Origin of the sequence: Cryobacterium mannosilyticum (assembly GCF_004402705.1) — a bacterium.
Taxonomy (GTDB): Bacteria; Actinomycetota; Actinomycetes; order Actinomycetales; family Microbacteriaceae; genus Cryobacterium; species Cryobacterium mannosilyticum.
This window is the reverse complement of record NZ_SOFM01000052.1, coordinates 1-24,218: the sequence shown is the minus strand read 5'-3', so window position 1 is coordinate 24,218 and position 24,218 is coordinate 1. Positions and strand designations below refer to the sequence as shown.

Genomic DNA, 24,218 nt, shown 5'->3' with positions numbered 1-24,218 from the left:
TTGAGTGACCGGGGTCACTGTGTGAATAATCTTCACGCTACCTGTGTTTGCTTTTGTTTGTCAAGAAAAACGCAGACAAACAAAGAATCAGTCTGACTCGGGGACGATTTCAGCATCGCCCGCCTCCGCGGTGGCGATTCACCGTGCGATGTCGGCGGTCGCCCGTAGCGTGGGAACAATGAAGATCCTGCACACCTCGGACTGGCACATCGGGCGCACCTTCCACACGCATTCCACGCTGGGGCATCTCCGTGTGGTGTTCGAGGCGCTCGTCGAGGTGGTGCGGGAACGACAGGTGCAGGTTGTCGTCGTCGCCGGTGACGTCTTCGACTCCGCGATGCCGTCGGCCGACAGCTACACCCTCCTGGCCTGGGTGCTGCGGGAGCTCAGGGGAGCCGGAGCCGCGGTCGTGATGACCAGCGGCAACCACGACTCGGCGACACGGCTCGGCTTCCAGTCGGAGTGGGCGGGCCTGGCCGGCATCCACATCATCACCCGGCCCGACCAGTTCCTCGAACCCGTCACCATCTCCGACGCGAACGGCCCCGTGCACTTCTACGGCATCCCCTACCTGGAGCCGGCGATGATCCGGCACCTGTTCCCCGAGGAGACGCTGCGAAACCACGAGCAAGTGCTCACCTTCGCGATGCGGAGGATCCGCGCCGACATCGCCGCGCGGGGCGGGCGCTCGGTCGTGCTGGCGCACTGCTTCGCGGCCGGGGTCACTCCAGCGGCCGAGGCCACGGAGGTCGAACGGGACATCACCGCCGGAGGCCTCGACCTGGTGCCGATCGCGGTGTTCGGCCCGTCCGACGGCCCGCTCGGTGACGGCCCGCGCGGTGTTGGCCAGCGCGGTGACGGCCAGCGCGGTGTCGGCCCAATCAGTGACGGCCCCGACTACGTCGCGCTCGGCCACATCCACGGCCGGGCCACGCTCACCGAGCGGGTGCGCTATTCCGGGGCACCCCTGCACTACTCCTTCTCCGAGGCAGGCAAGCCGCGCGGCGCCTGGCTCGTCGACCTCCAGGCCGGCCGGCGCGCCGAGGTCGAATGGGTCGGGCTTCCCGTTCCCCGCAGGTTGTCCGTGCTCACCGGCGAGATCGAGGAACTGCTCACCGCCGACGACTACGCACGGTTCGAGGCCGACTGGGTGTCGGCCGTGCTCACCGACCAGGTGCGGCCCCTCGACGGCATGCGCCGCCTGCAGAAACGATTCCCGCACTGCGTCACCGTCGAACACCGGCCACTGGTCGTCGTGGACACGGATGCCGCGAGCTACGGCGCGCGCCTGCACCAGCAGAACGACCACCAGATCGTCGCCGGGTTCCTCGAGTTCGTGCGCAACGGGGTCGGCCAGACCGACTTCGAGCGCGAGCTGGTCGCCGAATTGCTTGCTGCCAACGATCTGAGGGAGATCACGGCATGAAGATCCAACGACTGAGGATCGCCGGGTTCGGACCGTACAAGAACGAGCAGGTGATCGACTTCGAACGGTTCGACGACGACGGGATCTTCCTGATCACCGGCAAGACCGGGGCCGGAAAGTCCAGCATCCTGGACGCCATCTGTTTCGCGCTCTACGGAAACGTTCCCCGCTACGAGGGCACGGAGTCCCAGCTCCGCAGCGACTATTGCGAGCCGGAGGACCCGACCTTCGTCGAACTCGACTTCGGGCTGGGCGAGCGGGACTACCGCCTCTATCGCACCCCGCGGTACGAGAAGGCCAGGAAGCGCGGCACCGGCACGACCCTGGCGCAACCGGACGCCCGGCTCGATCTCCGCAGCAACGAGGGCTGGCGCACCATCGCCACCCGGCCGGTCGACGTCGGCCACGAGCTGGGCCGCATCCTGCCGCTCAAGCAAGACCAATTCCTGCAGGTGATCCTGCTCGCCCAGAACCGGTTCCAGAAGTTCCTGCTCGCGAAGACGGACGATCGCCGAGCCGTGTTGCGGACCCTGTTCGGCACCGTCAGGTTCGAGCAATTGGAGACCGTGCTGATCGACCGGCGCAAGTCCCTCGATGACGAGCTGGTCGCCGTCGAGCTGCGCCTGGCCGGGCTGGCGGCGTCCGCGGCCGGCCAGGCCCAGTGCGAGGCGGCGGAGGGAACCGCCGACCGAGACTGGTTCGACCGGGCCCAGCAACAGCTTGACGGCCAATTCGGCCGGGCCATCGACGCCGCCGAACGGGCCGGCACGGCGCTGGCCGCCGCCACCCTGCACCATCGGATGCAGGAAGACCTGCGACGGCGCCAGGACAGGCGGGACACGGCGGCAGCTGAAGCCGCGGTCCTGGCCGGCCGGCAGGAATCCGTCGCCGCCGACCGCGTCGCCGTGCAGGCGGCGAACCGGGCGGCACGAGTGTGGCCGCTCCTCACGGCACGACGAGAGGCCGAGGAGGCCCTCGCGGCGGCCGTCGCCGTCGAAGCGGATGCCCGCGACCGGTTGCACACCCTCGCCGAGGAGGAACCGGGCGACGGTCCGGCCTCAGCCGGAGCCGCAGGCACCGAGTCGCACGAGACCGTCGGGGCGGTCATCGAGGAGCTGCTCGGGCGACTCGGGTCCCTCAACGATGTGCTCGTCGCCGAACACATGCTGCCCGGCCTCGAGCGCGAACTGACCGAGGTGCGAACCAGGCTCGCCCGGCACGAGGAGGCATTGGCCGCCGCACAGGCCCGGGTCGTGCGGCTGCCCGGACAGATCGACACCGTCGACCGGGACCGCTCCGTGGCGGCCCTCGCCGCCGCACGCGAACCGGAGGCGCGCGCCAGGCTCACCCGGCTTGAGGCAGCCAGGGCTGCCGCCGAGGAAGTGAGCGTCCGCGGTGCGGAACTCGAGGGGGCGTTCCAGGCCGACAGGACGGCCGCGGCCGCGAACACCGCCGCCGCCGTTCAGTTCCAGGTGCTGGTCGATCGCCGGCTCGCCGGCCACGCCGGTGAACTGGCCGAACAGCTCGTCGACGGGAAGGCGTGCGAGGTGTGCGGTTCGACCGTCCACCCGGCCAGGGCGGTGAGTGCCGGCGAACCGGTCACCGAAAGCGACATCGAGGAGGCGCGGTTGCAGATGACGGCGCGCCAGGCCGCGCTCGAACAGACCCGTGCCCGGATCCAGGAGATCAACCTGCGCCTGGCCGAGGCCCGCGGCCGGGCGGGCGACCGCAGCGTCGACGCCCTCGAAACGGACGTCGCGGCCGCGTCCGGCAACCTTGCGGCCGCCCGCCAGGCCGCAGCGCAGGAGACCGAGCTCAAGAGCGAGAAGGCCCGCCTCCTCGCGGACCTGGACGAGGCCGGCCGGGCGCTGGCTGAGGTGCGGCAGGCGAAGGACCTGGACTCGACCAGGCTCACCGAACGGGGCAGCCAGCAGGCCGGGATCCTCGAGCGGGTCGCGGCGCAGCGTGGCCGGTGCGCATCCGTCACCGAACTCGTCGACCGGTTGCAGCGCGAGCTCGAGGCGGCCCGCACCCTCGACGATGCTCTCGACCGCAGCCGCGAGCACCGCGGGGTGCGCGACGCCGCGGCTGCCGCCGTGGAGGCCCAGCTGGCCGTCGAGGGCTTCGCAGCCGAGGCAGCCGCGGTCGCCGCCAGGCTCACCGAGGCCGCCCTGCTCCAGGTCGAGGCGCGCATCCGCCGCCACGACGATGAGACGGCCGCGGCACTCGCCGTGCTCGCCGAGCCGGAACTCGGCGGCCTTCCCGACGAACCGGTCGATGCCGCCCCGGCACGGCGAGACCAGGCCGCCGCCGCGGCGCTCCGCGACACGGCGATCGCCGACCGTGCCTCCCTGGCCGAGCGGGTGACCGTGACCACGGGGCTCGTCGGCGAGGCCCGGTCGCTGTTCGACGCGTCGGCCGCGCTGCTGGCCACCCAATCCCAGGTGCGCGTCCTGGCCGCGGTGGTGCACGGGGAGGAACCGAACACGAAACGGATGCGCCTGGAAACCTATGTGCTGGCCGCGCAGCTCGAGCAGATCATCGCCGCGGCGAACGGCCGGCTGCGCACCATGACCGGCGGTCGTTACGCGCTCGAACACGACGATTCGCTGCAGTACCGGGGCAGCCAGTCCGGGCTGGGCCTCGCAATCAGGGACGAGCACACCGGGCGCGCCCGCCCGACCCATTCGCTCTCCGGCGGCGAGACCTTCCTGGCCTCGCTGGCCCTGGCTCTCGGGCTGGCCGAGGTGGTGTCGAACCAGGCCGGGGGAATCGCCCTCGACACCCTCTTCGTCGACGAGGGGTTCGGTTCGCTCGACAGCGCCACCCTGGAGACGGCGATGAGCACCCTCGACGGGTTGCGGGCGGGCGGGCGCACCATCGGGCTGATCAGCCACGTCGACTCGATGAAGGAGCAGATCCCCGCGAAGCTGTCGATCATCGTCACCGACCAGGGCTGCAGTGAGATCGAACCGGCGCTGCTGCCCGTGTAACGCCGGTGTTCGCCGGCAGCCCGGGCCGCACCGGTCCGGCAGCCCGGCGGGCGCGCGGGCATACTGGCCCCATGACCAAACACTGGACTCCGCTCGCGTTCGTCTACCTGGCCCTGAGTCTTGCCGGACTCATCGGCACCTGGTCGTTCAACATCCTCGCGATCGTGGGGCTGCGGGACTTCATCGGCGACTGGGTGGGCAGCGGCCCTGCCGTCTCCTCCCTGACCGTCGACCTGCTCGTCGCCGCGGTGGCCGGCAGCATCCTGATCATCGTCGAGGCACGCCGGCTCGGGATGCGGTGGGGCTGGCTGTACGTGGTGCTGTCCGGCCTGACCGCGTTCGCATTCACCTTTCCGCTGTTCCTCGCGATGCGGGAACGCACCCTCCAGGCCGCACGCGCGGCCGCCGAGGGCTGAGTCGGGGCTCTCGTTCCCGGTGGATTCCCAGCCGTGACGGCCGGCCGGTCTGGTTCACTGGTCGAAGGAGGGGAGTAATCCCCGACGTTGCGTCGTCACCACGATTCCCCGGGCGGAATCCGGCGCAACGGGTCCGAGAGGGCCGGACGAGACCTCCAGTTGGAATCCCGACTGGAAGGCATGACTCATGGATGTTCCCCTCTCCGCCTGGCTGATCGTCTTCGGCGCCATCGCCGTGATGCTCGCCGTCGACCTGTTCGCCCACCGCACCGCTCACGTGATCGGGGTGCGGGAGGCGGCCGCCTGGTCGGTGGCCTGGGTGCTCGTCGCGGTCGGCTTCGGCGTCGGGGTCTGGGTCGTCGCCGGCGCCGAATTCGGGCAGCAGTATTTCGCGGGCTACCTGATCGAGAAGTCGCTCTCGGTGGACAACGCCTTCGTCTGGGCGATCATCTTCTCGGCCTTCGCCGTGCCGCGTCAGTACCAGCACCGGGTGCTCTTCCTCGGCGTGGTCGGGGCGCTCCTGCTGCGCGGCGTGTTCATCGCGGCCGGAGCCATCCTGATCGAGAGTTTCTCCTGGGTGCTCTACCTCTTCGCCGCGTTCCTGATCTTCACCGGCTACCGGATGATCCGGCAGCGCAACGAGCACGTGCACCCGGAGAAGTCCCCGGTGCTGCGGGTCTTCCGGCGGCTGGTGCCGATGACCGACGCTTTCCACGAGCAACGGCTCCTCATTCGCCGCGGCGGCGTGCTGCTGGCCACCCCGCTGCTGGCGGTGCTGGTGCTGGTCGAGGTGACCGACGTCGTCTTCGCGGTGGACTCGATCCCGGCCATCTTCGCGGTCACGAGCGAACCGTTCATCGTCTTCGCCGCGAACGCGTTCGCCATCCTGGGCCTCCGGGCGATGTACTTCCTCCTCGCCGACCTCATGCACCGGTTCGTCTACCTGAAGATCGGACTCGCGCTGGTGCTGGTCTGGGTGGGCGTCAAGATGCTCCTGCTCGACCTGTTCTACGTTCCGACCACCGTGTCGCTGCTTGTCGTCGCATCGATCATCGGGGTCTCGATCGTGCTCAGACTCCGCGCCACGCGCGGCCAGGGTCGCCGCCCCGTCGCGGCCGAGTCGGCCGGGGCGTTCCGGATGGCGAGCGCGGAGGAGATCGCGGCCCTCGAACCGGTCTGGGGAGCAGGCTCGCGCCGAGCCGGCTCGAGCCGAACCGAGAAGGACCGAACCGAGAAGGGCCGAACCGAGAAGGGCCGAACCTAGAAGGGGAAGAGCAGACGGTGCAGGAACTGGCGGGTGCGTTCCTGGGTGGGGTTGCGGAGCAACTGCTTCGGGTCGCCGTGCTCGACGATGGTTCCACCGTCGACGAAGGCGACCTCGGTGGCGACCTCCCTGGCGAACTCGAGTTCGTGCGTGACGATCACCATGGTCCAGCCCTCGACCGCGAGTTCCTTGATCAGGCGCAACACGTCGCCGACGAGTTCGGGGTCGAGCGAGGAGGTCGGCTCGTCAAAGAGCAACAACTGAGGGCGGAGCGCAAGGGCGCGCACGATCCCGACGCGCTGCTGCTGGCCGCCGGAGAGCTCGAACGGGTGGGCATCCCGCTTGTCGGCCAGGCCGACCCGGCCGAGCAGGGCGAGCGCCTCCGCGGTGGCTTCCGCGCGCGGCCGGCCCTGCACGATGATGGGACCCTCGATCACGTTCTCGAGCACGGTCTTGTGCGGGAAGAGGTTGTAGTGCTGGAAGACCATCGCCGAGCGGTCACGCAGCCCGGTGAGCTCCTTCCGCGCCGGCGCGGTGCCGAAATCGAGGGTCACCTCACCATTGATGGAAATGGTGCCGCCATCGGCGACCTCGAGCCCGTTGAGGCAGCGGAGGATGGTGGTCTTGCCCGAGCCGGACGGCCCGATCAGGGCGAGAACCCGGCCCCGGCCCACCGTGAGGTCGATCGATTCGAGCACCCGGTTCGTGCCGAAGCTCTTGCTCAGGCCTCGAACTCTCAGCAGGGGTGCCGGGGCGGGAACGCCGGCGGGCGCGGCATCCGTCGGCAGGTCAGTGGGCGACATAGCGGTCCAATCGGGTCTCGAGCACGCCCTGCACCGAGGACAGGACGAGGCAGATCACCCAGTAGACCAGGGCGGCCTCGAGGTAGAGCAGCATGAACTCCTGGCTGAAAGCGGCCACCTGCTGCGCCTGCCGGAACAGCTCGGTGACCAGGATCAACGAGGCCAGGGAGGTGTCCTTGACCAGGCTGATGAAGGTGTTCGACAGGGGAGGGACGGAGACCCGGGCGGCCTGGGGCAGGATGATCCGGGTGAGGGCGCGGCGGTGGGACATTCCGATCATGTAGGCGGCCTCCCACTGTCCCTTGGGCACGGAGAGGATCGCGGCGCGAATCACTTCCGCCGCGTAGCCCCCGACGTTGACCGAGAAGGCGATCACCGCACTCGGCCAGGGGTCGATCAGCACGCCCAGCGACGGCAGCCCGTAGAAGATCACGAACAGCTGCACCAGGAGCGGGGTGCCGCGCACGATCGAGATGTACACCCGCGCGATCGACGAGATCCACCGTCGCCGGGACAGCCGCATCAGCGCGAGCACGAGGGCGAGGGCGAGACCGACGGCGAACGACACCAGAGCCAGCGGGATCGTCCCGGTGACGGCACCCAGCACGATCGGTCCGAGCGAGCTCAGGAACAGGTCCCACGTGGATTGGTTCATGCGAAGAGGTCCAGGATCTTGCTCGAGGCTGACTGGGGGTGGCGCAGTCTCAGGCTACCGGGAGACGTCGGCCCCGAAGTACTTGTCGGAGATCGTCGCCAGGGTTCCGTCGCTGCTCAGTTCCTCGAGCGCCTTGTCGACGGCGCCGGCGAGCTTGGTGCTGCCCTTCTTGAACGCGAACGCGCTCTCGGACTGGTCCTTGGTGGTCGCGGCGACCTTGAGACCGGCCGCTCCGGTCTGCTTCTTGTAGTCGAGGTAGGTGAGCTTGTCGTTCACCGTGGCATCGACGCGGCCCTGTTCGACGAGGGCGACCGACTGGGCCCAACCCTCGACGGCCTGCACGTTCGCGCCGCTCTCCGTGGCGAGGGCGTTCCAATTGCTGGTCAGCGACTGGGCGCTGGTCTTGCCGGCCAGGGTGGCGAACGAGGTGATCGAGGTGTTGTCGCTCTTCACGACGATGACGCCCGACGAATAGGTGTACGGCTTCGAGAACTCGTACTTCGCGGTGCGCTCCGGTGTGATCGAGACCTGGTTGGCGATGACGTCGAACCGGTCCGCTTCGAGACCGGCGAAGATGCCGTCCCACTGGGTCTCTTCGAACTTGGCCTTGACGCCCAGCTTCGCGGCGACGGCCTGAGCGACCTCGACGTCGAACCCGGTGAGCGGTCCGGAGCCCGCGTCGTGGAAGGAGAACGGGCGGTAGGTGCCCTCCGTGCCCACGGTCAGGGTGCCGGCCTTCTGCACGGACGACAGAGAGTTGTCGCTGCCCGTCGCGGCCGGCTTGGCCTGGCCTGCCCCGCCGGCGGAGCAGCCGGCCAGTGAAACGGCAACCGCTGTGAGAAGAACCGCCGACATGATCTTGAGCTTCATTATTTCTGGCCTAACCGGGATGCGGGTGGGAACGTCAGGGTGACGACGGTCCGCAGGGTGACGAAATCGCAGGATGCTGGATTTCCGTGGCACGCCCGAAGGCGACGTCCGAAGAGTAACAAGCGCCCGGCGACCGCGGGTATTCCCGTGACGCCCGGTTACTCGCACGGATCCGGGCCTCCCGTCAATGCCTTGCCCGACCATTCCTGGCCGACGTAGGTTGTGCCTGTCGACTCAACCCGAAGGAGTCCGCTGATGCTCAGTCCTGCCCAGCACGATCGATCCGCCGCCGTGCTCCTCGGGCTGGCCTGCGGGGATGCCCTCGGCGCCGGCTACGAATTCGCCGGCCCCCTTTCGTCGAACGCACCGGTCAGCATGCGCGGAGGGGACGGCTTCCACCAGGCGCCCGGGGAATGGACCGACCACACGGCCATGGCCGTGCCGATCGCGATCGCCGCGTCGAAGGACCGCGACCTTGCCGCGGACGCCGTGCTGGACGACATCGTGGCCGAATGGGTGGTCTGGTCCCGGTCCGCGCCCTACGCCGGGATCCAGCTCGGCGCGGTGCTCTCCGGCACTGAACCGACCGCGGCCTGCAGCCGGCGGATGGCCAGGGAGCAGCACAACCGCACCGGTCGCAGCGCCGGCAACGGTTCCCTCCTCCGCACCGCCCCGGTGGCGCTGGCGTGCCTGGACGACCCGGCCGCGCTCGCCGGGATCGCCCGCCTGATCAGCGAACTGACCCACGTCGATGAGGACGCCGGTGACGCCTGCGTACTCTTCGGGCTCGCCCTCCGGCACGCCGTGCTCGAGGGGGAGGCCGACCTCCGAATCGGGCTGGAGCTGCTTCCCGCGGCCCGCAGGGACGTATGGGCGGCGCGGCTGGCCGAGGCCGCCCGGAAACTTCCGGCCGATTTTCCCCGGAACGGCTGGGTGGTGCAAACCCTGCAGGCCGTGTGGTCGGCGATCAGCCGCACCGAGGCGGATGCCGGCCAGCTGCGGCGGGGCGTGGAGGCGGCCGTCCGCGGGGGCGGCGACACCGACGCGGTGGCAGCGGCTGCCGGTGCGCTCCTGGCCGCGCGCTGGGGACTCCCGGCCGTGCCGGAATCCTGGCGGCGCCTGGTTCGGGGCTGGCCCGGGCTCACCGGGCCGGACCTGGTGAGCCTGGCCGTGCTCAGCTCCCACGGCGGCCGGTACAGCGAGGACGCCGCGCCTGTGCCGTTCCGGCTGCACGTGGTCCGTTAGGCGGAGGGCGACACCGGGGCCGACGGCGTCATCGCGGAGATGATCTCGTAGGCCACATGGGAGGCCGCGACCGCGGTGATCTGCGCGTGGTCGTAGGCCGGGGCGACCTCGACGACGTCGGCGCCGACCAGGTTCACGCCGCGCAGCGCGCGGATCATCGCGAGGAGTTCCCGGCTGGTCATTCCGCCGGCCTCCGGTGTGCCGGTTCCGGGCGCATGCGCCGGGTCGAGCACGTCGATGTCGATGGACAGGTAGACGGGACGGTCGCCGAGGCGGGCGAGCATCCGTTCGATAGCGCGGGGGAGCCCCTCGGTCTCGAACTCGTGGCTGGCGATGATCGCGAAGCCGAGCCGTTCGTCGTCACGGCGGTCGTCGCGGGAGTAGAGCGGCCCGCGGATGCCGACGTGCAGGCTCGCGGTGAGGTCGATCAGGCCCTCCTCGGACGCGCGGCGGAACGGCGTGCCGTGGGTGACCGGGGCGCCGAAGTAGGTGTCCCAGGTGTCGAGGTGCGCGTCGAAGTGCAGCACCGCCACCGGGCCGTGCCGCTCGGCCACGACCCGCAGCAGCGGGAGGGCGATCGTGTGGTCGCCGCCGATGACCACGAGCCGCTTGCCGTCGGCGGAGAGCTCGGCCGCGGCGGCCTGGATCTGGGCGACGGCCTCGGTGAGATTGAACGGGTTGGCGGCGATGTCGCCGGCGTCGACGACCTGCTGGCTGGAGAACGGTTCGACGTCCTGCACCGGGTTGTACGGGCGGAGCAGGCGGGAGGCCTCGCGCACGTGCGCCGGGCCGAAGCGTGCCCCCGGGCGGTAGCTGACTCCGGAGTCGAAGGGCACGCCGACCACGGCGATGTCGGCGCGGGTCACGTCTTCGAGCCGGGGGAGCCGGGCGAAGGTGGCGATTCCGGCATAGCGCGGGACGAGGCTGGCGTCGACCGGACCGAGGGGTGAGTCTCCGTTGACCATGGTGTTCCTTGCTTGTCAGTCGAGCGGTGGCACTGTGACGCAATTAAAAGTGTCTCAGAGGCAATATCGGTGTGGATCGAGTCTGCGGGCAGGCCCGGCCGTTGTCAAGGCCATGCGGGCGGCGGTCAGGAACGCAGGGCGAGCGCGAACGGCAACACCGTTCCTACGCCCTGGCGGCGGAGCAGACGGCCGGCCACGGTGAGGGTCCAGCGGCTGTCGGCAAGGTCGTCGACGAGCAGAACGGGGCGTCCGGCGAAGGGAGCCAGCGCCGCGGCGAGTGCCGGCCCGACCGCGAACCGGTCCCAGACGGAGGACAGGCGGTAGGCGCTGTTGCCGCCCGGCGTGCCGACCGGGCCGCCGCCGACCAGGTCGAGCGACCCGAGCCAGGGCAGGCGGCCGGCGTCGGCGAACGCCCGCCCGACCGAGTCGACGAGCAGCGGATGCCGCCGTGACGGCACGCTGACCACCGCGGCCGGGCGTTCGTCCCAGCCCCAGTCGGCCAGCACCCGGAAACACGCGGCCGTCATGGCCGCGCTTGCCGGGGCATCCGGGGCGTCGACCGCGAACAGGTCCCGCAACGGGCCACCCCAGCCGAGGTCGGTCAGCCGGGCGAGGGCGCGGCCGGTCCCGAGCCGTTCGCCCACCGGGATGTTGCCGCGCACGTCGACGCCGAGGCTCGCCACCCCGGTGGGCCACTGGGCTCGGGGCTCGAGGGCGACGCCGACCCGGTCGAGCGAGGCGGCGGCGGCCGCCGCGGCCTCGTCGGCGACCCCGGACGGGTACCAGGCGTCGGTGCAGTTGTCGCAGCGGCCGCAGGCCACGGCGGTGTCGTCGTCGAGGGCCCGCTGCAGGAACTCCATCCGGCAGCCGGTGGTGCGTTCGTAGTCGATCATCGCCTGCTGCTCGCTCAGCCGGGCCGCCGCGATGCGCTCGTACCGGTCCTCGTCGTAGACCCACGGCTGCCCGGTCGCGACCCAGCCGCCGGTGACCCGGCGCACGGCGCCGTCGACGTCGAGCACCTTGAGCAGCAGTTCCAGCGGGGAACGCTTGAGGTCGACCCGTGCCTCCAGGGCCGGTGTGGAGAGCGGGGACCCGCCGTGGGCGGCGAGCGCGCCGAGCACGGCCTCCGCCTTGTGCCGGCTCGGCATCGACGAGGTGGCGAAGTATTGCCAGATCGCTTCGTCCTCGACCCCGGGCAGCAGGAGCACGTCCGCGTTCGCGGTGGCCCGGCCCGCACGGCCGACCTGCTGGTAGTAGGCCACCGGGGAACTGGGCGCGCCGAGATGCAGCACGAAGCCGAGGTCGGGCTTGTCGAAGCCCATCCCGAGGGCGCTGGTGGCGACGAGGGCCTTGACCTCGTTCCGCTTGAGCATGCCCTCGGACTCCTCCCGCTCGGCGGTGTCGGTCTGGCCCGTGTAGGCGCGCACCGGATGTCCGGCCTCCCGCAGCATCCGGGCGGTGTCCTCGGCCGCGGAGACGGTGAGCGTGTAGATGATGCCGCTGCCGGGCAGTTCGGCCAGGTGGCTGAGCAGCCACGCCAGCCGGGCACGGGAATCGGGGAGCCGGAGCACGCCGAGGCGCAGGGAGGCCCGGGCGAGCGGGCCGCGGATGGTGACGACCTCCGCGCCGCCGGTGGTCGGGCCGCCGGCGGTCTGGCCTGCCCCTACCCTCACCGCCGCCCCGACCTGCTCGGCGACATCCGTCACGACCCGGCTGTTGGCGGTCGCGGTCGTGGCCAGCACCGGCACGCCGGGCGGCATCTCGGCGATCAAGTCGCGCAGCCGCCGGTAGTGCGGGCGGAAGTCGTGGCCCCAGTCGGAGATGCAGTGCGCCTCATCGACCACGAGCAGCCCGACCCTGGCGATCAGCGCGGGGAGTTGCTCGTCGCGGAAGGACGGGTTGTTCAGCCGTTCGGGCGACACGAGCAGCACGTCGACCTCGTCATCGCGGAGCTTCTGCAGGACCTCGGCCCACTCGTGGGCGTTGGAGGAGTTGATCGACACCGCCCGCACCCCGGCACGGGCCGCCGCGGCCACCTGGTCGCGCATCAGGGCGAGCAGCGGCGAGACGAGGATGGTCGGCCCGGCGCCCTGGCGGCGCAGCAGCAGGGTCGCCACGAAGTAGACGGCGGACTTGCCCCAGCCGGTGCGTTGCACCACGAGCGCCCGTTTGCGCGCGTCGACCAGGGTCTCGATCGCCTCGAACTGGCCCTCGTGAAAGTCGGCGTCGTCGCGGCCGACCAGGCTGCGCAGGATCTCAAGGGCGGCGGCACGGGTGTCGGTCATCGGCCCAGCCTTGCAGACGCAGGTGACAGTGCGCCCCGCGCGCCCCCCAAACCTGCGCGCCCCCAGACCTGCGGGCGCTCGAACTGGGAATGGCGGCGAACGCGGCGCCCGCCCTAGCGTGGATGCTGGCGCAGTATTGATTGTGCTCTCAACATTCGGGGGAATGATGCGCTCACTGACGACCGCCGCGCCCGGCCATCCGGCCGGAACACCGACGACATGACGCGTCGACGGGTTTTCACGCCGGACACGGTGACGGTCATGTACTCGACGCCGCGTCGGGGGACCCTGAGCTATGTGGGGTTGCTCATCTACATCGCCGGGACGACGGTCTGCTGGGACCGTCTCGCGCTCTGGCCGTGGGTCGCGATGACCGCCGCCGCCGCCCTGGTGCTCTTCATCCTGGGCACGCTGTGGATCGCACAGGACGACCGCGAGGCGCGTGAGCGGCGGACAGGCAGTGAGAGCGAGTCGAGCCGTTAGAGCGCGTCGAGGCGGGCGGCCACATCGGCCGGAAAGCCGCCGGTGCCGATGGGGCTCCACCGGGTGGGCGTGATGCGGATCAGGGACTTGTCTTGCAACGCCATGGCCGCGCGATACTCCGCCCAGTCCGGGTGTTCGCCGGCGATGGCGCGGAAGTACTCGACCAGGCCGTCGGCCGCCTCCGGCATGTGCAGCACCTCGGCGTCACCGTCGACCTGGATCCAGCCGCCGTCCCAGTCGTCCGAGAGCACGAGAACGGATGCGCGCACGTCCCGTTCGGCGTTGCGGGTCTTGGCCCTGGCCGGGTAGGAGGAGATCACGATGCGTCCGGCCGGATCGACCCCACCCGACACGGGTGAGATCTGCGGGCGGCCGTCGGCGCGCGTGGTGGCGAGCAACATCCGGTGCCGGGGTCGCACGAAATCGAGCATGCCGTCCCGGTCGACGACGGTGGTGGTTGCGATGCTTCTGGCCATCCGCCAAGGCTACCGGAGTCACCCGGTGCCGCTCGGGGAGTCGCGCAGTCTCTGCGCTGGGCGTCGCTAGGCTCGCAGCGTGAAGGTGATTCAGGAACTCGAGACCCGCATGCACCCGGATGCCATCGCCGGCTTCCGGCTGGTGGTCGCCGAGGCACGGGTCACCGACTCGATCCTGCTCCCGGAGCGGGCGATGACGCGCATGCTCGGCCAGGTGCAGTGGATCCTGCGCCGGGTCGGGGCCGACGGCATCCGCCTCACCAGGGCCGGCCACCTGCCGCCGGCAGTCGTGGTGGCCGCGTCGGCCGAACTCGACTGGGACTGGCCGACCGGGGCGAACCGGGAGTCCAACCTGCTCCCGCTGGCCGAGTTGCGCGCTCACCTGCGTGCAGTGGGGCTGCTGCGGGTGAGCAAGGGCATGCTGCTGCTGACCAGCCGCGGCCGGGCGCTCGCCGAGGCACCGCGGGAGCTGTGGTGGCATCTCGCGCGCACCATCCAGATCAGCCGGAACCCGGCCGAAAGCGACGCGGTCAACCTGCTGCTGGTGCTCATCGCCCGGCGTGGCTTCGACGAGGCGGAACTCTTCACCCAGATGCTCGCCCTCGGCCTGGAGACCCTTGGCTGGGTGGCCCCCGACGGCGCCCAGCTGTCCAGCCACGTGGCGATGGCCCTGGTCGCCCCCAAGTGGCGGCTGCTCAATCAGCTCGGCCTGTTCGCGCGCACCCCGAACGACTACCGGCACTGGACGATCACTCCCGGCGGGGCGGCCTTCGCCCGTGCCGCCCTGCAGACCGACGTCGAGTCCCGGGACGACGACTGACCGACGGCCGGCCGGCCCCTCGCGTGGTCGGCGGCGCCACGGATGCCGTCAGCCGCCGAGCGGGAAGTCCCGGCTCTCGCCGGGCGAGAGCCGGGCCTCCCGTCCCTCCACCCGCACCGTGATCGGTGCCGCTCCTCCCGTCCGCAGCCGGACTCGCAGGGTGGCCGGGGTGAGCTCGAGCCGGATCGGCTGGTCGCGGTAGTTGATGCTGAAGGCAACCTCGTCCAGCTCGGCCGGGAGCACCGGGTGGAGCCAGAGCACGTCGTCCCTGATCTCCAGGCCGCTGTAGCAGCGGAGCACCATGTCGACGGAGCCGGCCATCGCCCCGAGGTGGATGCCCTCGTGGGTGGTGTCACCCTGGATGTCGGCGAGGTCGCTCGCCAGCGCCTGGCCGAGGAATTGCCAGGAGCGCTCCCGATCGCGTCGAGCCTCCACCCACGAGTGCACGACGTTGCTCAGCGTCGATCCGTGGCTGGAGCGGGCGCTGTAGAAGTCGACGGTGCGCACGACGGCTTCCGGCGACAACTCATAGCCGAGCGCCTCGAGCTGTTCACGCAGTTCCTCGGCCGAGAACAGGTAGAGCAGCATGAGCACGTCGGCCTGTTTGGAGAGCCGGTAGTTGTTGGTGCTGTCGCCCTCGGCGTTGAGGATCAGGTCGAGCCGGCCCAGGTCGCCGTAGCGCTCCCGGTACCCGGCCCAGTCGAACTCGGGGAGGTCCTCGTAACCGTCGAACTGGCTGGGCACGCCGTCGGAGTGGAAGGCCACCCGCATCCGCCGGCTGATCCGTTCCCAGCCGTCCACCTCGTCGGGCCGCAGTCGCAGCCGGTTCCAGAGCGGGCGGCAGTTTCGCCCGGCCAGTAGGGCCACCGTCTCGACCGCCCGGCCGAGCACCCACGCCGTCATCACGTTCGTGTACGCGTTGTTGCGCAGCCCCGCCCCCGGTGCCCCGGGCGGGCCGTCGTGGAACTCGTCCGGGCCCATCACCCCGTCGATGTCGTAGCGGTCCGCAGCCGGGTCGTGGGTGGTGAGCGAAGCGAAGAAACGGGCGATCTCGAGGATGAGTTCCGCGCCCTGGTGCACGAGGAAGTCGGCGTCGCCGGTGGCCTGGTAGTACTTCCAGACGCTGTAGGCGATGGCCAGGCCGACGTGCCGTTGCTTGTAGGAATTGTCCGGCAGCCAGCGGCCCGAGCGCGGGTTGAACAGCTCGGCCGGGGTCACTTCCCGCCCGTCGATGCCGCTCTGCCACGGGAACATCGCGCCGGTGAACCCGGCCGCCCGTGCCGCGGCCCGTGCTTCGTTCAGACGCCGGTAGCGGTAGCCGAGCAGGGCCCGGCTCAGGTCGGGCCGGCGGAGGGTGAGCATCGGGTAGACGAACGTCTCGTCCCAGAAGACGTGCCCGCGGTAGCCCTCGCCGCTGAGACCCCTCGCCGGCACCCCCGCATCCAGGTCCGCGTCCACGCCCGCGAGGGTCTGCAGCACGTGGAAGGTGTTCAGGTTGAGCGCGAGGGCCTGGTGGTCGCCGCTCTTCAGGCTCACCGCGAACTCGTCCCAGAGCCCCTCCCATTCCCGTTCGTGGGCCGCGAGGAGTTCGGCCGGGTCGGCCGCCCGCTCCAGCCAGGTGGTGACGGCGGCCGGGGCGGACAGCACGGCCCGGTCCCGGGACGTGCTCACCGCGACGGTCTTCTCGACCCGCACCGGATGCCCCGGTTCCAGCAGCAGGTCGAACTCCTGCGCGACCCAGCCGGCCGGGTCGCTCTCGAACCGGCGCTCAGGGGTGAGCGGCCGGTCGCCCGCGAAGGCGCGGGTGCGGGCACCCATGGCGATGTGCACGCCGGAGCGAGTGGTCTCCATCTGCAGCAGCACGGTGTCGGCGGTGACCTGCTCGGTGCTGCGCGCGACGAGGTGGCCGGAGGCCAGCAACGCATCGGCGATCACGTTCCGGTTGGCGACCCGGCCGTCGATGCCGGTCTGCACGGTGACCGGGCCGCTCCAGTCCTCAGCCTCGAACCTGGTCTCGAGCACCGCGAGGTGCGGCGCGGCCTGGGAGACGAACCGGAGCGAGGTGACCGTGCTGGTGCGCCCGGCCCGGTCCCGAATCCGCACGAACCGGGTGAGCACCCCGCGCCGCAGGTCCAGTTCCTGCCGGTAGTCCAGAACGTCGGGGCTGCCCGGCCGGAACCAGTCGCCGCCGGCGAACCGGAAGCCGAGCGGCAGCCAATTCGGGGCGTTGACCATGTGCTCATCGTCGCGGGAGTGCTCGCCGAGGTCGGTGTGGACCGGGTTGTAGACGCCGGCGAGGTACGTGCCGGGGTAGTGCACGGCATCCGCGGCGCATTCGGGGGCGGCGCCGCGGGTGCCCCAATAGCCGTTCCCTAGCGTGCAGAGGGCTTCGCGGCGACCCTCGGTCCCGGGGTCGAAGCCGTCGAAGCGGAGGATCCAGGGATCGTCGCCGGCTGCGGGTGAGCGGCCCTCGGCGCGGCCCACGGTAGGGCCCTCGCGCTCGGCGCCGGCCCGGCTCGTCGTCGAGTCCATGCCGGTCCCTTCCTCCGAACGGCGGCCATCGGGCCGCGGGTGGCCGATCGGCCCATGACCTCCACTGCGTCCAGCGACACCGCCGCCACGACCACAGCGTACATCGGCGAGGTCGGCGGCCGGCGACTCGCCGTGGCGGCTTCCGCGGCGGCCTGGTCGTCAGTCAACTTCGGCAGACGCACCCTGGCCCTCGACCCCGAGCTCCGTGGTTCCCCCGCTAACGACCCGGTCCCCGAGCGGCTGCGTCGGCCGCGCGTTGTGGCTGTGCGCGCCCACGAGCGTGCCGATCTGCCCCGGCGACATCGAGATCGGCGTGCTCATCACGACCCACTGCACGTCCTCGGTGCAGGGCGGCGTGGTCAGGCTGCCCGAATACTCGAAATGCTCCAGCGACGACGGCAGCACAGCCGAGACATCCATCGTCACGTCTCCTTCGTCAGCCGGATGGGTGGCGGCCTCGATGAACGGCGCCAGGGCGTCGGATGCCTGCCCCTCGGCCACCAGGACGCCGAGCACCAGCAGTGCGCCGTCTGCAGTCGCGTGAACGAGGTGCAGCTCGGCCGCGGCCGGCCGGCCGTTCACGGTGTGCTCCGACGGCACATGGGCGTGCATCTGCTGAAGGTGGTACTCATCGCCGGCGAGGGTCAGGGTCTCGCCCTCGCCGTCGGACTCGAACTCCACCGCGTGGCCGCTGTCGAACACGTCGCCGTCCGCGTTCGTCGCGCTCAGCCGGATGCTCCTGCTGGCTGCGGGCATGGCCGCCGGCAGGTCGATCGGGGACTGCCGGCTGCCCACCGCGCAGGTCTCGAAGCCGGAGTCCAGCTCCGCCCACGACGCCGGTCCGCTCGCGCCGTCGTACGACCAGTGCCCCGGTTCTGCCACCGGTGTCACGCTCGCCTCCGGCCCGGGCTGGGCGCAGCCGACAAGGGTGACGGCGGCCAACGTGAGTGCAGAGGTGACGAGCCAGGATCGTGCGGACATGGGAACTCCTAGAACTGGTGAGACAATCGCCGCACCGAACGTGCGGCGTGACCACTCCCGTGAGAGAACGGCCGTCCCGAATTATCCTCTCGACGCGCCCGGGTCCCGCCCGCGGGTGGTTGGATTGACCCATGACCTCCACAGCGCCCAGCGACACCGCGGCCTCGACCACAGCGTACATCGACGACTTCGCCCGGTTCATCGCGGCGTCGCCGTCGTCGTACCACGCGGCGGCGGAGGCCGCCCGGCGCCTGGACGAGGGCGGTTTCACCCGGCTGAGCGAGTCGGACGAGTGGCCGGACGAGCCCGGCCGGCGCTATGTGGTGCGCGACGGCGCCGTGGTCGCCTGGCTGCAGCCGGCCGGCGCCGGGCCGACGACGCCGTTCCGGATCCTCGGTGCCCACACCGACTCGCCCGGTTTCAAGCTCAAGCCCAAGCCCACGATCGGCTCGCACGGCTGGTTGCAGGCGGGCGTCGAGGTCTACGGCGGCCCGCTGCTCAACTCCTGGCTCGACCGCGAACTCGAGCTCGCCGGCCGGCTCGTCACCCGTGACGGCACCGAGCATCTCGTCCGAACCGGCCCGTTCCTGCGCATCCCTCAGCTCGCGATCCACCTCGACCGGGACGCGAACACCGGCCTCACCCTCGACCGCCAGCGCCACCTGACCCCGGTCTTCGGCGTCGGCGACCTGGCCCAGGCCGACCTGGTCGGGCACCTGGCCGGCCTGGCCGGGCTGACGGGGGCGGATGTCGCCGGTTACGACCTGCTCACCGCCGACAGCCAGGCTCCGGCCCGGTTCGGCCAGGACCTGGCCCTCTTCGCCGCCGGACGGATGGACAACCTGTCCTCGGTGCACGCCGGCCTCGTCGCGCTCCTGGCTGCCGGCAACCCGGCGCAGGGCGGCTCCTCGCAGCGCGGCTCCGGGCAGATCAGCGTGCTGGCCGCCTTCGACCACGAGGAACTCGGCTCCGAGACCCGCTCGGGGGCGAGCGGTCCGCTGCTCGACGACATCCTGACCCGGATCGGGGCCGGGCTCGGGGCATCCGCCAGCCAGCGGTTGCGGGCGTATGCCGATTCCTGGTGCGTGTCGGCCGACGCCGGCCACTCCGTGCACCCGAACTACCCGGAGAAGCACGACCCGGCGAACCTGCCGATCGCCGGGAGCGGGCCGCTGCTCAAGATCAACGCGACCCAGCGTTACGCCACGGATGCCGCCGGCGCCGCGCTCTGGGCCCGCACCTGCGCGTCGGCCGGGGTCGAGTACCAGGAGTTCGTGTCGAACAACACCGTGCCGTGCGGCTCGACCATCGGGCCGCTGACGGCGACGCGGCTCGGCATCCGCACCGTGGACGTCGGGATCCCGTTGCTCTCGATGCACTCGGCCCGCGAGCTGTGCCACGTGAACGACCCGGTCGCCCTGTCCGCGGCGATCGGCGCGTTCTTCGCGCCCGAGCGATGACGGCCTCCTGCCCGCTGCCGTTGGGTGGCTAACTCAGGAAATCTGCGGGACAGATTCGGTCGGAGGCCAAATCCGGGCCGGATTCCGGCGGATTTCCTGAATTAGCCACGAGACGGGGCGCTCGGAGGTGCACGGAAACCATCGGTGGCGAAAGATTTAGCATAGATAGTGTAACTATCTGATATAGTGAGTATCAGAAAGTTTCACTATCGGTAAGGCGATCTTTGCGTCGTCCACGGAGGAGAACCAATGGCCACCCAGCTCGTCGTCGGCGCCGGTTTCATCGGGCGCGCATTGACCCAGTCGCTCGTCGCGCGCGGCGACACGGTCAGGCTCGCAACCCGCTCCGGCACGATCGTGCCCGGCGTGACGGCCCTCACGGTCGACGCGTCCGACCCGGATGCCCTGGCTGCCGCTGCGGAAGGCGCCGCCACGATCTTCCTCGCGACCGGTCCTCGCCAGTACCACCGCTGGCCCGAACTGTGGCCACCGATCTACCGCGCCGCGATCGAAGCGGCCAGCCGGTCCTCGGCGCGGCTGGTGCTGATGGGCAACCTCTACGGCTACGGGGAGGGCAGCCCGATGCCGATGACGGAAACGACGCCGCAGCATCCGACCGAGCCGAAGGGCCGGGTGCGCGCCGAGGGGTGGGCGCTGGCCCTTTCCGCCCAGGCGCGCGGCGAGATCGAGGTGGTCGAGGTGCGCGCGAGCGACTATTTCGGACCGGCCGCCGGAAAGGGTGCCCAGCTCGGATCGGCGTTCTTCGAGCCGCTCCTTGCCGGCAAACGGGCTCGGATCTTCGGCGGCCAGGCCGCACCGCACAGCTGGTGCTACCTGCCGGACATCGTCGCCACGCTGATCGCGGCCGCGGACTACCGCGGACCGTGGGGCCGGGTCTGGCATGTTCCCGCAGCGGAACCGCTCTCCCGTGCCGAACTCGCCGAACGGGTGAACCAACTCACTGGTGAGGCAGGGAGCGTCAAGCCGATGAGCCCGGCGTTCCTGCGGATGCTCGGCTTCGTGGTGCCGTTCATCCGGGCGGCCGGCGACTCGGTCTACCAGTTCGACCAGCCGTTCATCGTCGGCTCCGCAGAGACCGAGCGCCTGCTCGGCGTGCACGCCACGCCCTGGGAGCGTTCGCTGCCGGCCGTGATCGACGGCTACCGAATGCAGGCCGGGCTGGCGGTCGCCTGACCATGGCGACAGCCGAATGGAAGATGGCCGAACTCGGCGCACGGAGCGGTGTCCCGGTTGCGACGATCAAGTTCTACCAGCGGGAGAACCTGCTTCCGCCCGGAGAGCGCACGAGCCCGAATCAGGCGTTGTACGGCGAAGCGCATCTCGGCCGTATCCGTCTCATCCGCGCCCTGATCGAGGTCGGCGGCCTCAGCATCGTCGCCGCCCGCCAAGTGCTCGAGGCCATCGACTCCGAGCGCCCCCTGCAGGAGACCTTCGAGATCGCCCAGCACTCCGTGTCCGAGGCGATCGATCCGGAGACCCTGACCACGGATGCCCTCACCCACGTCGACGCACTGATGAGCGGATGGCACGTCTCCGCCGACAACCCGGGTCGCCTAGCTGCCGCCCGGGTCTACGACACCTTCACGGGAGTCGGCCAGGTCGACGCCGCCGGCTGGTTCCGTCGCTACGCGGCCGCCGCCCTGCTCGCGGCGGAGGCCGACATCGACGAACTCGACGCCCGCGCCGAGCGAGCGGCCAAGGCGGAAATCGTCGTCGTGGGCACCGTGCTCGGTGACACGCTGTTCTCCGGTCTGCGTCGGGCCGCCCAGGAGCATGTGTCTGCGCTCCGCTACGCGACTCCGCCCGCGGCGGAGGTCTGAACCGGGCGCAGATTCCGCACGCCATAGCAGTGAACCAAACCGTCCAGCGAAACCGCAGTTCTCAAGGAGTGATCATGTCCGGTAAGCCGTTCCCGTCGTCCCGGCCGAGCCTCGCGCCGACCCGCACCCTTCGGCCGCCGTTCGACCCCGCGCAACGGGGGCGACGGGCGATCCTCGGCCCACTCGCCTGGCATCGTCCCCTGCTCGGGATGACTCTGGCCATGGCGGTCCTCGTCGTGATCTGCCTGGTCGGGCTCGTGGTCGATCCGCGCACCCTCACCGGCGCGCCGCTCTGGGCCAAGCCGCTCAAGTTCTCGATCAGCGTGCTCGTGTACGCGATCACCCTCTCCTGGCTGCTCCCGTTTCTGCGTCGGCGGCGTCTGGCCTGGTGGATCGGCACGGTGGCGATTGCTGCGCTCGCCATCGAGATGGTCATCATCGTCGGAACCGCCTGGGCCGGAGTGACCAGCCACTTCAACGTCGCGACCCCGCTCGCGGCCACACTGTGGTCGGTGATGGCGTTCTCGATCGTCGTGGTGTGGATGGCAACGCTCCTCGTGGCGGTGCTGCTCTTCCGGGCCGACCTCGGTGACCCGGCCCTGTCGCTCGCCATCCGGGCCGGCGCCCTGGTCGCCGTGGCCGGGATGGGACTCGCCTTCCTGATGACCGGGCCGACGGCGGCCCAGCTCGACAGCTTCCAGGGCATCGCCGGCGCGCACACCATCGGGGTGCCCGACGGCGGACCGGGCCTGCCCCTGCTGGGCTGGAGCACAGTGGCCGGCGACCTGCGCATCCCGCACTTCGTCGGGATGCACGCCCTGCAGGCGATTCCGCTCACCGCGCTGCTGCTCGAACTCCTGGCCAGGCGCATCCCGGCCCTCGCCGAGCCGCGCACCCGGTTGCGCCTGATCTGGGTCGTGATCGGACTCTACCTCGGGGTGCTCGCGCTCCTGACCGGCCAGGCGCTCGCCGGGCAGTCGATCGTGCGACCGGATGTCGTCGTCGTGGTGTCCGCGGTGTCCCTCCTGGTCGCGGCCGCCAGTGCCGCCGGCGGAGTGCTCTGGGCCGGCCAGCGCCGCGCACGCGCTGCGTTCGCCCGCTGAGATACGGAGAATGCACCTGGCCGCGAAGGTGTCTTTTCCGCAACTCACCCGCGGCCAGGGAGCGGCTAGGCCGCCGCGCCGAGCCGGGCGATCCGGGCCCGGGCGGCAACCTCGGAGGTCGAGGACCGGCCGAGCAGGAAGCGCACCAGGCCGAGCACGGCGCCGGTGCCCCAGACGACCGGGAGCATCGAGCGCCGCACGCCGAGCAGATCGCGATACTCACGGGGGATCGACGCGACGGCTCCGGCGAACATCACCCGGTAGAAGGGCATCATCGCGGGCCGGAGCGGGGGATTGCGGATGAAGCGCACGGCCTCGGCGACGCGTTCGTCGCTCTTGAGGATGCCGGCATCCCGGAAGGCGTCAAGCTGGCGCTGCAGCTCCAGGCGGGACCGGGGCGGGTTGCGCACGCCGACGAGCTCGCCCGCCTTGGCCCATTCGCAGACGTAGCCGTCCGCGCCGCCGGGGATCGGCCCGCCCCAGATGGTGTGCGACTGGAGGAACGCATCGGTGAAGACGATGTGCACCCAGGCGAGCAGGTCGGGGTCGCCGGCCGCATACGGGCGCTCGATGCCCTGAGCGTCACGGTAGGTGCCCGTGACCCGGTCGTGGAACCGCCCCACCCGGGAAGACTCGTTCTCGGCCAGGGCGGTGTCGCCGAAGGTGACCGTGACGAGCCACTGGATGGTTCCGGAGAGCCGGCCGAGCGGGTCCTCCTTGTACCGCGACCAGTCGTGCACGCCGGCCATGGCGCCCGGGTGGAGGGTCTGCATGAGCAGGGCACGGATGCCGGCCACCATCGTCGCCATCCCGCCGTGCACGGCCCAGGCCGCGGAGCCGGGGCCGAAGAAGCCGACGTCGTCGCCGAGTTCGATTCTGTCGACCCACTGCGGCCGGCCCTCACCGTTGCCGGAGAACGTCACCAGGAGATGTGACCGCCAGCTGTCCACGAACCTTCCCATGCAGAGAGGCTAACCCGGGCTGGCTGGGCATCGGCCCGGAACCCGGCAGCGGCCCGTTGTCGGCCCGCGGCCGCTCAGGATGGGTCGCGCGCCGGTCGGCGCCCGGCGCGAGTGACCGCCGCGCGCACCGGTGCGCCGAACGGCACGATGCGCGCGACCGGTCGCCCGCGCCGGGTGAGCACGATCTCCTCGCCGGCCTCCACGCGGTCCAGCAGCACGCCGAGGTGCCACCTCGCATCCGGCACGGAGACGGTCAGGGGCAGAAGCCCGCCGGTGCCGGAGTGCAGCAGCGGATACGGGTCGTAATCGGGATCGCGGTCGACGCCGTGGCGCCCGTCGCGCGGGCCAGGGTCGGGGAGCTCTGGCAGCTGGTCGAGATCGTCCGGGTAGAACATCGTCGGCTCCTCTCCGTTGACGGATGCCTGCATTGACGCTACTTCGATCGGCATCCGTTCGCTAGTCGTTCGCCCCGGTCGCGCGGCTCCCCGCGATCCGGTCGCGCATCCTCGCCGCGCCGGTTTCGGCAGCCCGCGCCCGCGACGGAGCGTGTTGATTATTGGAGGCTGGCGATCGAGGCCAGCACTCAGTCCCATGTCGGATGTCGATGGGCTGGTGTCGGCGCGGGCGATCGGGCGCTG

General features: G+C 70.8%; 21 protein-coding genes. 11 read left to right on the top strand and 10 right to left on the bottom strand.

Going from position 1 to position 24,218, the window contains the following annotated elements:
- Positions 1-178 precede the first annotated feature (178 nt).
- From E3O32_RS16990 to E3O32_RS16975, 4 genes are all read left to right on the top strand, one after another.
- Positions 179-1,426 carry an exonuclease SbcCD subunit D gene (locus E3O32_RS16990; protein ID WP_134511024.1) on the top strand — a complete coding sequence of 416 codons (1,248 nt, stop codon included), beginning with the start codon at positions 179-181 and terminating at the stop codon, positions 1,424-1,426.
- A complete protein-coding gene (locus tag E3O32_RS16985) occupies positions 1,423-4,419 on the top strand; it encodes an AAA family ATPase (RefSeq protein WP_134511023.1) in 2,997 nt (998 codons plus the stop codon). Before E3O32_RS16990 ends, E3O32_RS16985 begins: the two co-directional genes overlap by 4 nt.
- A gap of 71 nt (positions 4,420-4,490) precedes the next feature.
- Positions 4,491-4,835 (top strand): DUF2834 domain-containing protein, encoded by a 345-nt coding sequence (locus E3O32_RS16980; RefSeq protein WP_134511022.1) that lies wholly within the window; start codon positions 4,491-4,493, stop codon positions 4,833-4,835.
- A gap of 187 nt (positions 4,836-5,022) precedes the next feature.
- On the top strand, positions 5,023-6,099 hold the full coding sequence (locus tag E3O32_RS16975; protein WP_134511021.1) for a TerC family protein: 1,077 nt from the start codon (positions 5,023-5,025) through the stop codon (positions 6,097-6,099).
- Here E3O32_RS16975 and E3O32_RS16970 read toward each other — a convergent pair.
- From E3O32_RS16970 to E3O32_RS16960, 3 genes are read right to left on the bottom strand one after another with little or no spacing between them, the layout of a single operon-like run.
- Positions 6,096-6,902 (bottom strand): amino acid ABC transporter ATP-binding protein, encoded by an 807-nt coding sequence (locus E3O32_RS16970; protein WP_134511020.1) that lies wholly within the window; start codon positions 6,900-6,902, stop codon positions 6,096-6,098. The two genes, E3O32_RS16975 and E3O32_RS16970, sit on opposite strands and share 4 nt — an antisense overlap.
- Positions 6,889-7,557, bottom strand: a complete 669-nt coding sequence (locus tag E3O32_RS16965) for an amino acid ABC transporter permease (protein WP_134511019.1) — start codon at positions 7,555-7,557, stop codon at positions 6,889-6,891. Before E3O32_RS16965 ends, E3O32_RS16970 begins: the two co-directional genes overlap by 14 nt.
- A gap of 54 nt (positions 7,558-7,611) precedes the next feature.
- On the bottom strand, positions 7,612-8,427 hold the full coding sequence (locus E3O32_RS16960) for an amino acid ABC transporter substrate-binding protein (RefSeq protein ID WP_134511018.1): 816 nt from the start codon (positions 8,425-8,427) through the stop codon (positions 7,612-7,614).
- 255 nt (positions 8,428-8,682) lie between these two features.
- Between E3O32_RS16960 and E3O32_RS16955 the strand changes: the two genes are divergently transcribed.
- Positions 8,683-9,672: an ADP-ribosylglycohydrolase family protein gene (locus tag E3O32_RS16955; RefSeq protein ID WP_134511017.1), complete on the top strand. Its 990-nt coding sequence runs from the start codon at positions 8,683-8,685 to the stop codon at positions 9,670-9,672.
- Here the strand turns inward: E3O32_RS16955 and speB are convergent.
- Positions 9,669-10,637 (bottom strand): agmatinase, encoded by a 969-nt coding sequence (gene speB / locus E3O32_RS16950; protein ID WP_134511016.1) that lies wholly within the window; start codon positions 10,635-10,637, stop codon positions 9,669-9,671. The genes E3O32_RS16955 and speB overlap by 4 nt on opposite strands.
- A gap of 125 nt (positions 10,638-10,762) precedes the next feature.
- Entirely contained in the window at positions 10,763-12,922 is a 2,160-nt protein-coding gene (locus tag E3O32_RS16945; RefSeq protein WP_134511015.1) for a RecQ family ATP-dependent DNA helicase, read from the bottom strand.
- 219 nt (positions 12,923-13,141) lie between these two features.
- Between E3O32_RS16945 and E3O32_RS16940 the strand changes: the two genes are divergently transcribed.
- Positions 13,142-13,405, top strand: coding sequence for a hypothetical protein (locus E3O32_RS16940; RefSeq protein WP_134511014.1), 264 nt, complete (start codon positions 13,142-13,144; stop codon positions 13,403-13,405).
- On the opposite strand, the gene E3O32_RS16935 is transcribed toward E3O32_RS16940, so the two are convergent.
- Positions 13,402-13,881: a PPOX class F420-dependent oxidoreductase gene (locus E3O32_RS16935; protein WP_134511013.1), complete on the bottom strand. Its 480-nt coding sequence runs from the start codon at positions 13,879-13,881 to the stop codon at positions 13,402-13,404. The two genes, E3O32_RS16940 and E3O32_RS16935, sit on opposite strands and share 4 nt — an antisense overlap.
- 79 nt (positions 13,882-13,960) lie before the next feature.
- Between E3O32_RS16935 and E3O32_RS16930 the strand changes: the two genes are divergently transcribed.
- Entirely contained in the window at positions 13,961-14,701 is a 741-nt protein-coding gene (locus tag E3O32_RS16930; protein WP_134511012.1) for a hypothetical protein, read from the top strand.
- Positions 14,702-14,749: 48 nt separating this feature from the next.
- Here E3O32_RS16930 and E3O32_RS16925 read toward each other — a convergent pair whose 3' ends face one another.
- Positions 14,750-17,233: a glycoside hydrolase family 65 protein gene (locus E3O32_RS16925; protein ID WP_134511011.1), complete on the bottom strand. Its 2,484-nt coding sequence runs from the start codon at positions 17,231-17,233 to the stop codon at positions 14,750-14,752.
- Between the two features lie 159 nt (positions 17,234-17,392).
- On the bottom strand, positions 17,393-18,214 hold the full coding sequence (locus tag E3O32_RS16920) for a carbonic anhydrase (protein WP_134511010.1): 822 nt from the start codon (positions 18,212-18,214) through the stop codon (positions 17,393-17,395).
- A gap of 131 nt (positions 18,215-18,345) precedes the next feature.
- On the opposite strand from E3O32_RS16920, the gene E3O32_RS16915 reads away from it, so the two are divergent.
- The 4 genes from E3O32_RS16915 to E3O32_RS16900 all read left to right on the top strand — a co-directional run bounded on the left by E3O32_RS16915 (position 18,346) and on the right by E3O32_RS16900 (position 22,618).
- Positions 18,346-19,674 carry a M18 family aminopeptidase gene (locus E3O32_RS16915; RefSeq protein ID WP_134511009.1) on the top strand — a complete coding sequence of 443 codons (1,329 nt, stop codon included), beginning with the start codon at positions 18,346-18,348 and terminating at the stop codon, positions 19,672-19,674.
- A gap of 249 nt (positions 19,675-19,923) precedes the next feature.
- Positions 19,924-20,868: an NAD-dependent epimerase/dehydratase family protein gene (locus E3O32_RS16910; protein ID WP_134511008.1), complete on the top strand. Its 945-nt coding sequence runs from the start codon at positions 19,924-19,926 to the stop codon at positions 20,866-20,868.
- Between the two features lie 2 nt (positions 20,869-20,870).
- On the top strand, positions 20,871-21,515 hold the full coding sequence (locus E3O32_RS16905; protein WP_134511007.1) for a MerR family transcriptional regulator: 645 nt from the start codon (positions 20,871-20,873) through the stop codon (positions 21,513-21,515).
- Positions 21,516-21,589: 74 nt separating this feature from the next.
- A complete protein-coding gene (locus tag E3O32_RS16900) occupies positions 21,590-22,618 on the top strand; it encodes a hypothetical protein (protein WP_241975080.1) in 1,029 nt (342 codons plus the stop codon).
- Between the two features lie 65 nt (positions 22,619-22,683).
- Here E3O32_RS16900 and E3O32_RS16895 read toward each other — a convergent pair whose 3' ends face one another.
- Together E3O32_RS16895 and E3O32_RS16890 are read right to left on the bottom strand one after the other, a co-directional pair.
- Positions 22,684-23,580 carry an oxygenase MpaB family protein gene (locus E3O32_RS16895; protein ID WP_134511006.1) on the bottom strand — a complete coding sequence of 299 codons (897 nt, stop codon included), beginning with the start codon at positions 23,578-23,580 and terminating at the stop codon, positions 22,684-22,686.
- A gap of 74 nt (positions 23,581-23,654) precedes the next feature.
- The gene (locus E3O32_RS16890; protein ID WP_198417591.1) at positions 23,655-24,008 is read right to left on the bottom strand and encodes a type II toxin-antitoxin system Phd/YefM family antitoxin; all 354 of its coding nucleotides are present in this window, start codon (positions 24,006-24,008) and stop codon (positions 23,655-23,657) included.
- Positions 24,009-24,218: the final 210 nt, after the last annotated feature.

Coding starts and splice junctions, on each gene's coding strand:
- E3O32_RS16990 (WP_134511024.1), top strand. CDS start 179: ATGAAGATCCTGCACACCTCGGACTGGCACATCGGGCGCACCTTCCAC.
- E3O32_RS16985 (WP_134511023.1), top strand. CDS start 1,423: ATGAAGATCCAACGACTGAGGATCGCCGGGTTCGGACCGTACAAGAAC.
- E3O32_RS16980 (WP_134511022.1), top strand. CDS start 4,491: ATGACCAAACACTGGACTCCGCTCGCGTTCGTCTACCTGGCCCTGAGT.
- E3O32_RS16975 (WP_134511021.1), top strand. CDS start 5,023: ATGGATGTTCCCCTCTCCGCCTGGCTGATCGTCTTCGGCGCCATCGCC.
- E3O32_RS16970 (WP_134511020.1), bottom strand. CDS start 6,902: ATGTCGCCCACTGACCTGCCGACGGATGCCGCGCCCGCCGGCGTTCCC.
- E3O32_RS16965 (WP_134511019.1), bottom strand. CDS start 7,557: ATGAACCAATCCACGTGGGACCTGTTCCTGAGCTCGCTCGGACCGATC.
- E3O32_RS16960 (WP_134511018.1), bottom strand. CDS start 8,427: ATGAAGCTCAAGATCATGTCGGCGGTTCTTCTCACAGCGGTTGCCGTT.
- E3O32_RS16955 (WP_134511017.1), top strand. CDS start 8,683: ATGCTCAGTCCTGCCCAGCACGATCGATCCGCCGCCGTGCTCCTCGGG.
- speB (WP_134511016.1), bottom strand. CDS start 10,637: ATGGTCAACGGAGACTCACCCCTCGGTCCGGTCGACGCCAGCCTCGTC.
- E3O32_RS16945 (WP_134511015.1), bottom strand. CDS start 12,922: ATGACCGACACCCGTGCCGCCGCCCTTGAGATCCTGCGCAGCCTGGTC.
- E3O32_RS16940 (WP_134511014.1), top strand. CDS start 13,142: ATGACGCGTCGACGGGTTTTCACGCCGGACACGGTGACGGTCATGTAC.
- E3O32_RS16935 (WP_134511013.1), bottom strand. CDS start 13,881: ATGGCCAGAAGCATCGCAACCACCACCGTCGTCGACCGGGACGGCATG.
- E3O32_RS16925 (WP_134511011.1), bottom strand. CDS start 17,233: ATGGACTCGACGACGAGCCGGGCCGGCGCCGAGCGCGAGGGCCCTACC.
- E3O32_RS16920 (WP_134511010.1), bottom strand. CDS start 18,214: ATGTCCGCACGATCCTGGCTCGTCACCTCTGCACTCACGTTGGCCGCC.
- E3O32_RS16915 (WP_134511009.1), top strand. CDS start 18,346: ATGACCTCCACAGCGCCCAGCGACACCGCGGCCTCGACCACAGCGTAC.
- E3O32_RS16910 (WP_134511008.1), top strand. CDS start 19,924: ATGGCCACCCAGCTCGTCGTCGGCGCCGGTTTCATCGGGCGCGCATTG.
- E3O32_RS16905 (WP_134511007.1), top strand. CDS start 20,871: ATGGCGACAGCCGAATGGAAGATGGCCGAACTCGGCGCACGGAGCGGT.
- E3O32_RS16900 (WP_241975080.1), top strand. CDS start 21,590: ATGTCCGGTAAGCCGTTCCCGTCGTCCCGGCCGAGCCTCGCGCCGACC.
- E3O32_RS16895 (WP_134511006.1), bottom strand. CDS start 23,580: ATGGGAAGGTTCGTGGACAGCTGGCGGTCACATCTCCTGGTGACGTTC.
- E3O32_RS16890 (WP_198417591.1), bottom strand. CDS start 24,008: ATGCAGGCATCCGTCAACGGAGAGGAGCCGACGATGTTCTACCCGGAC.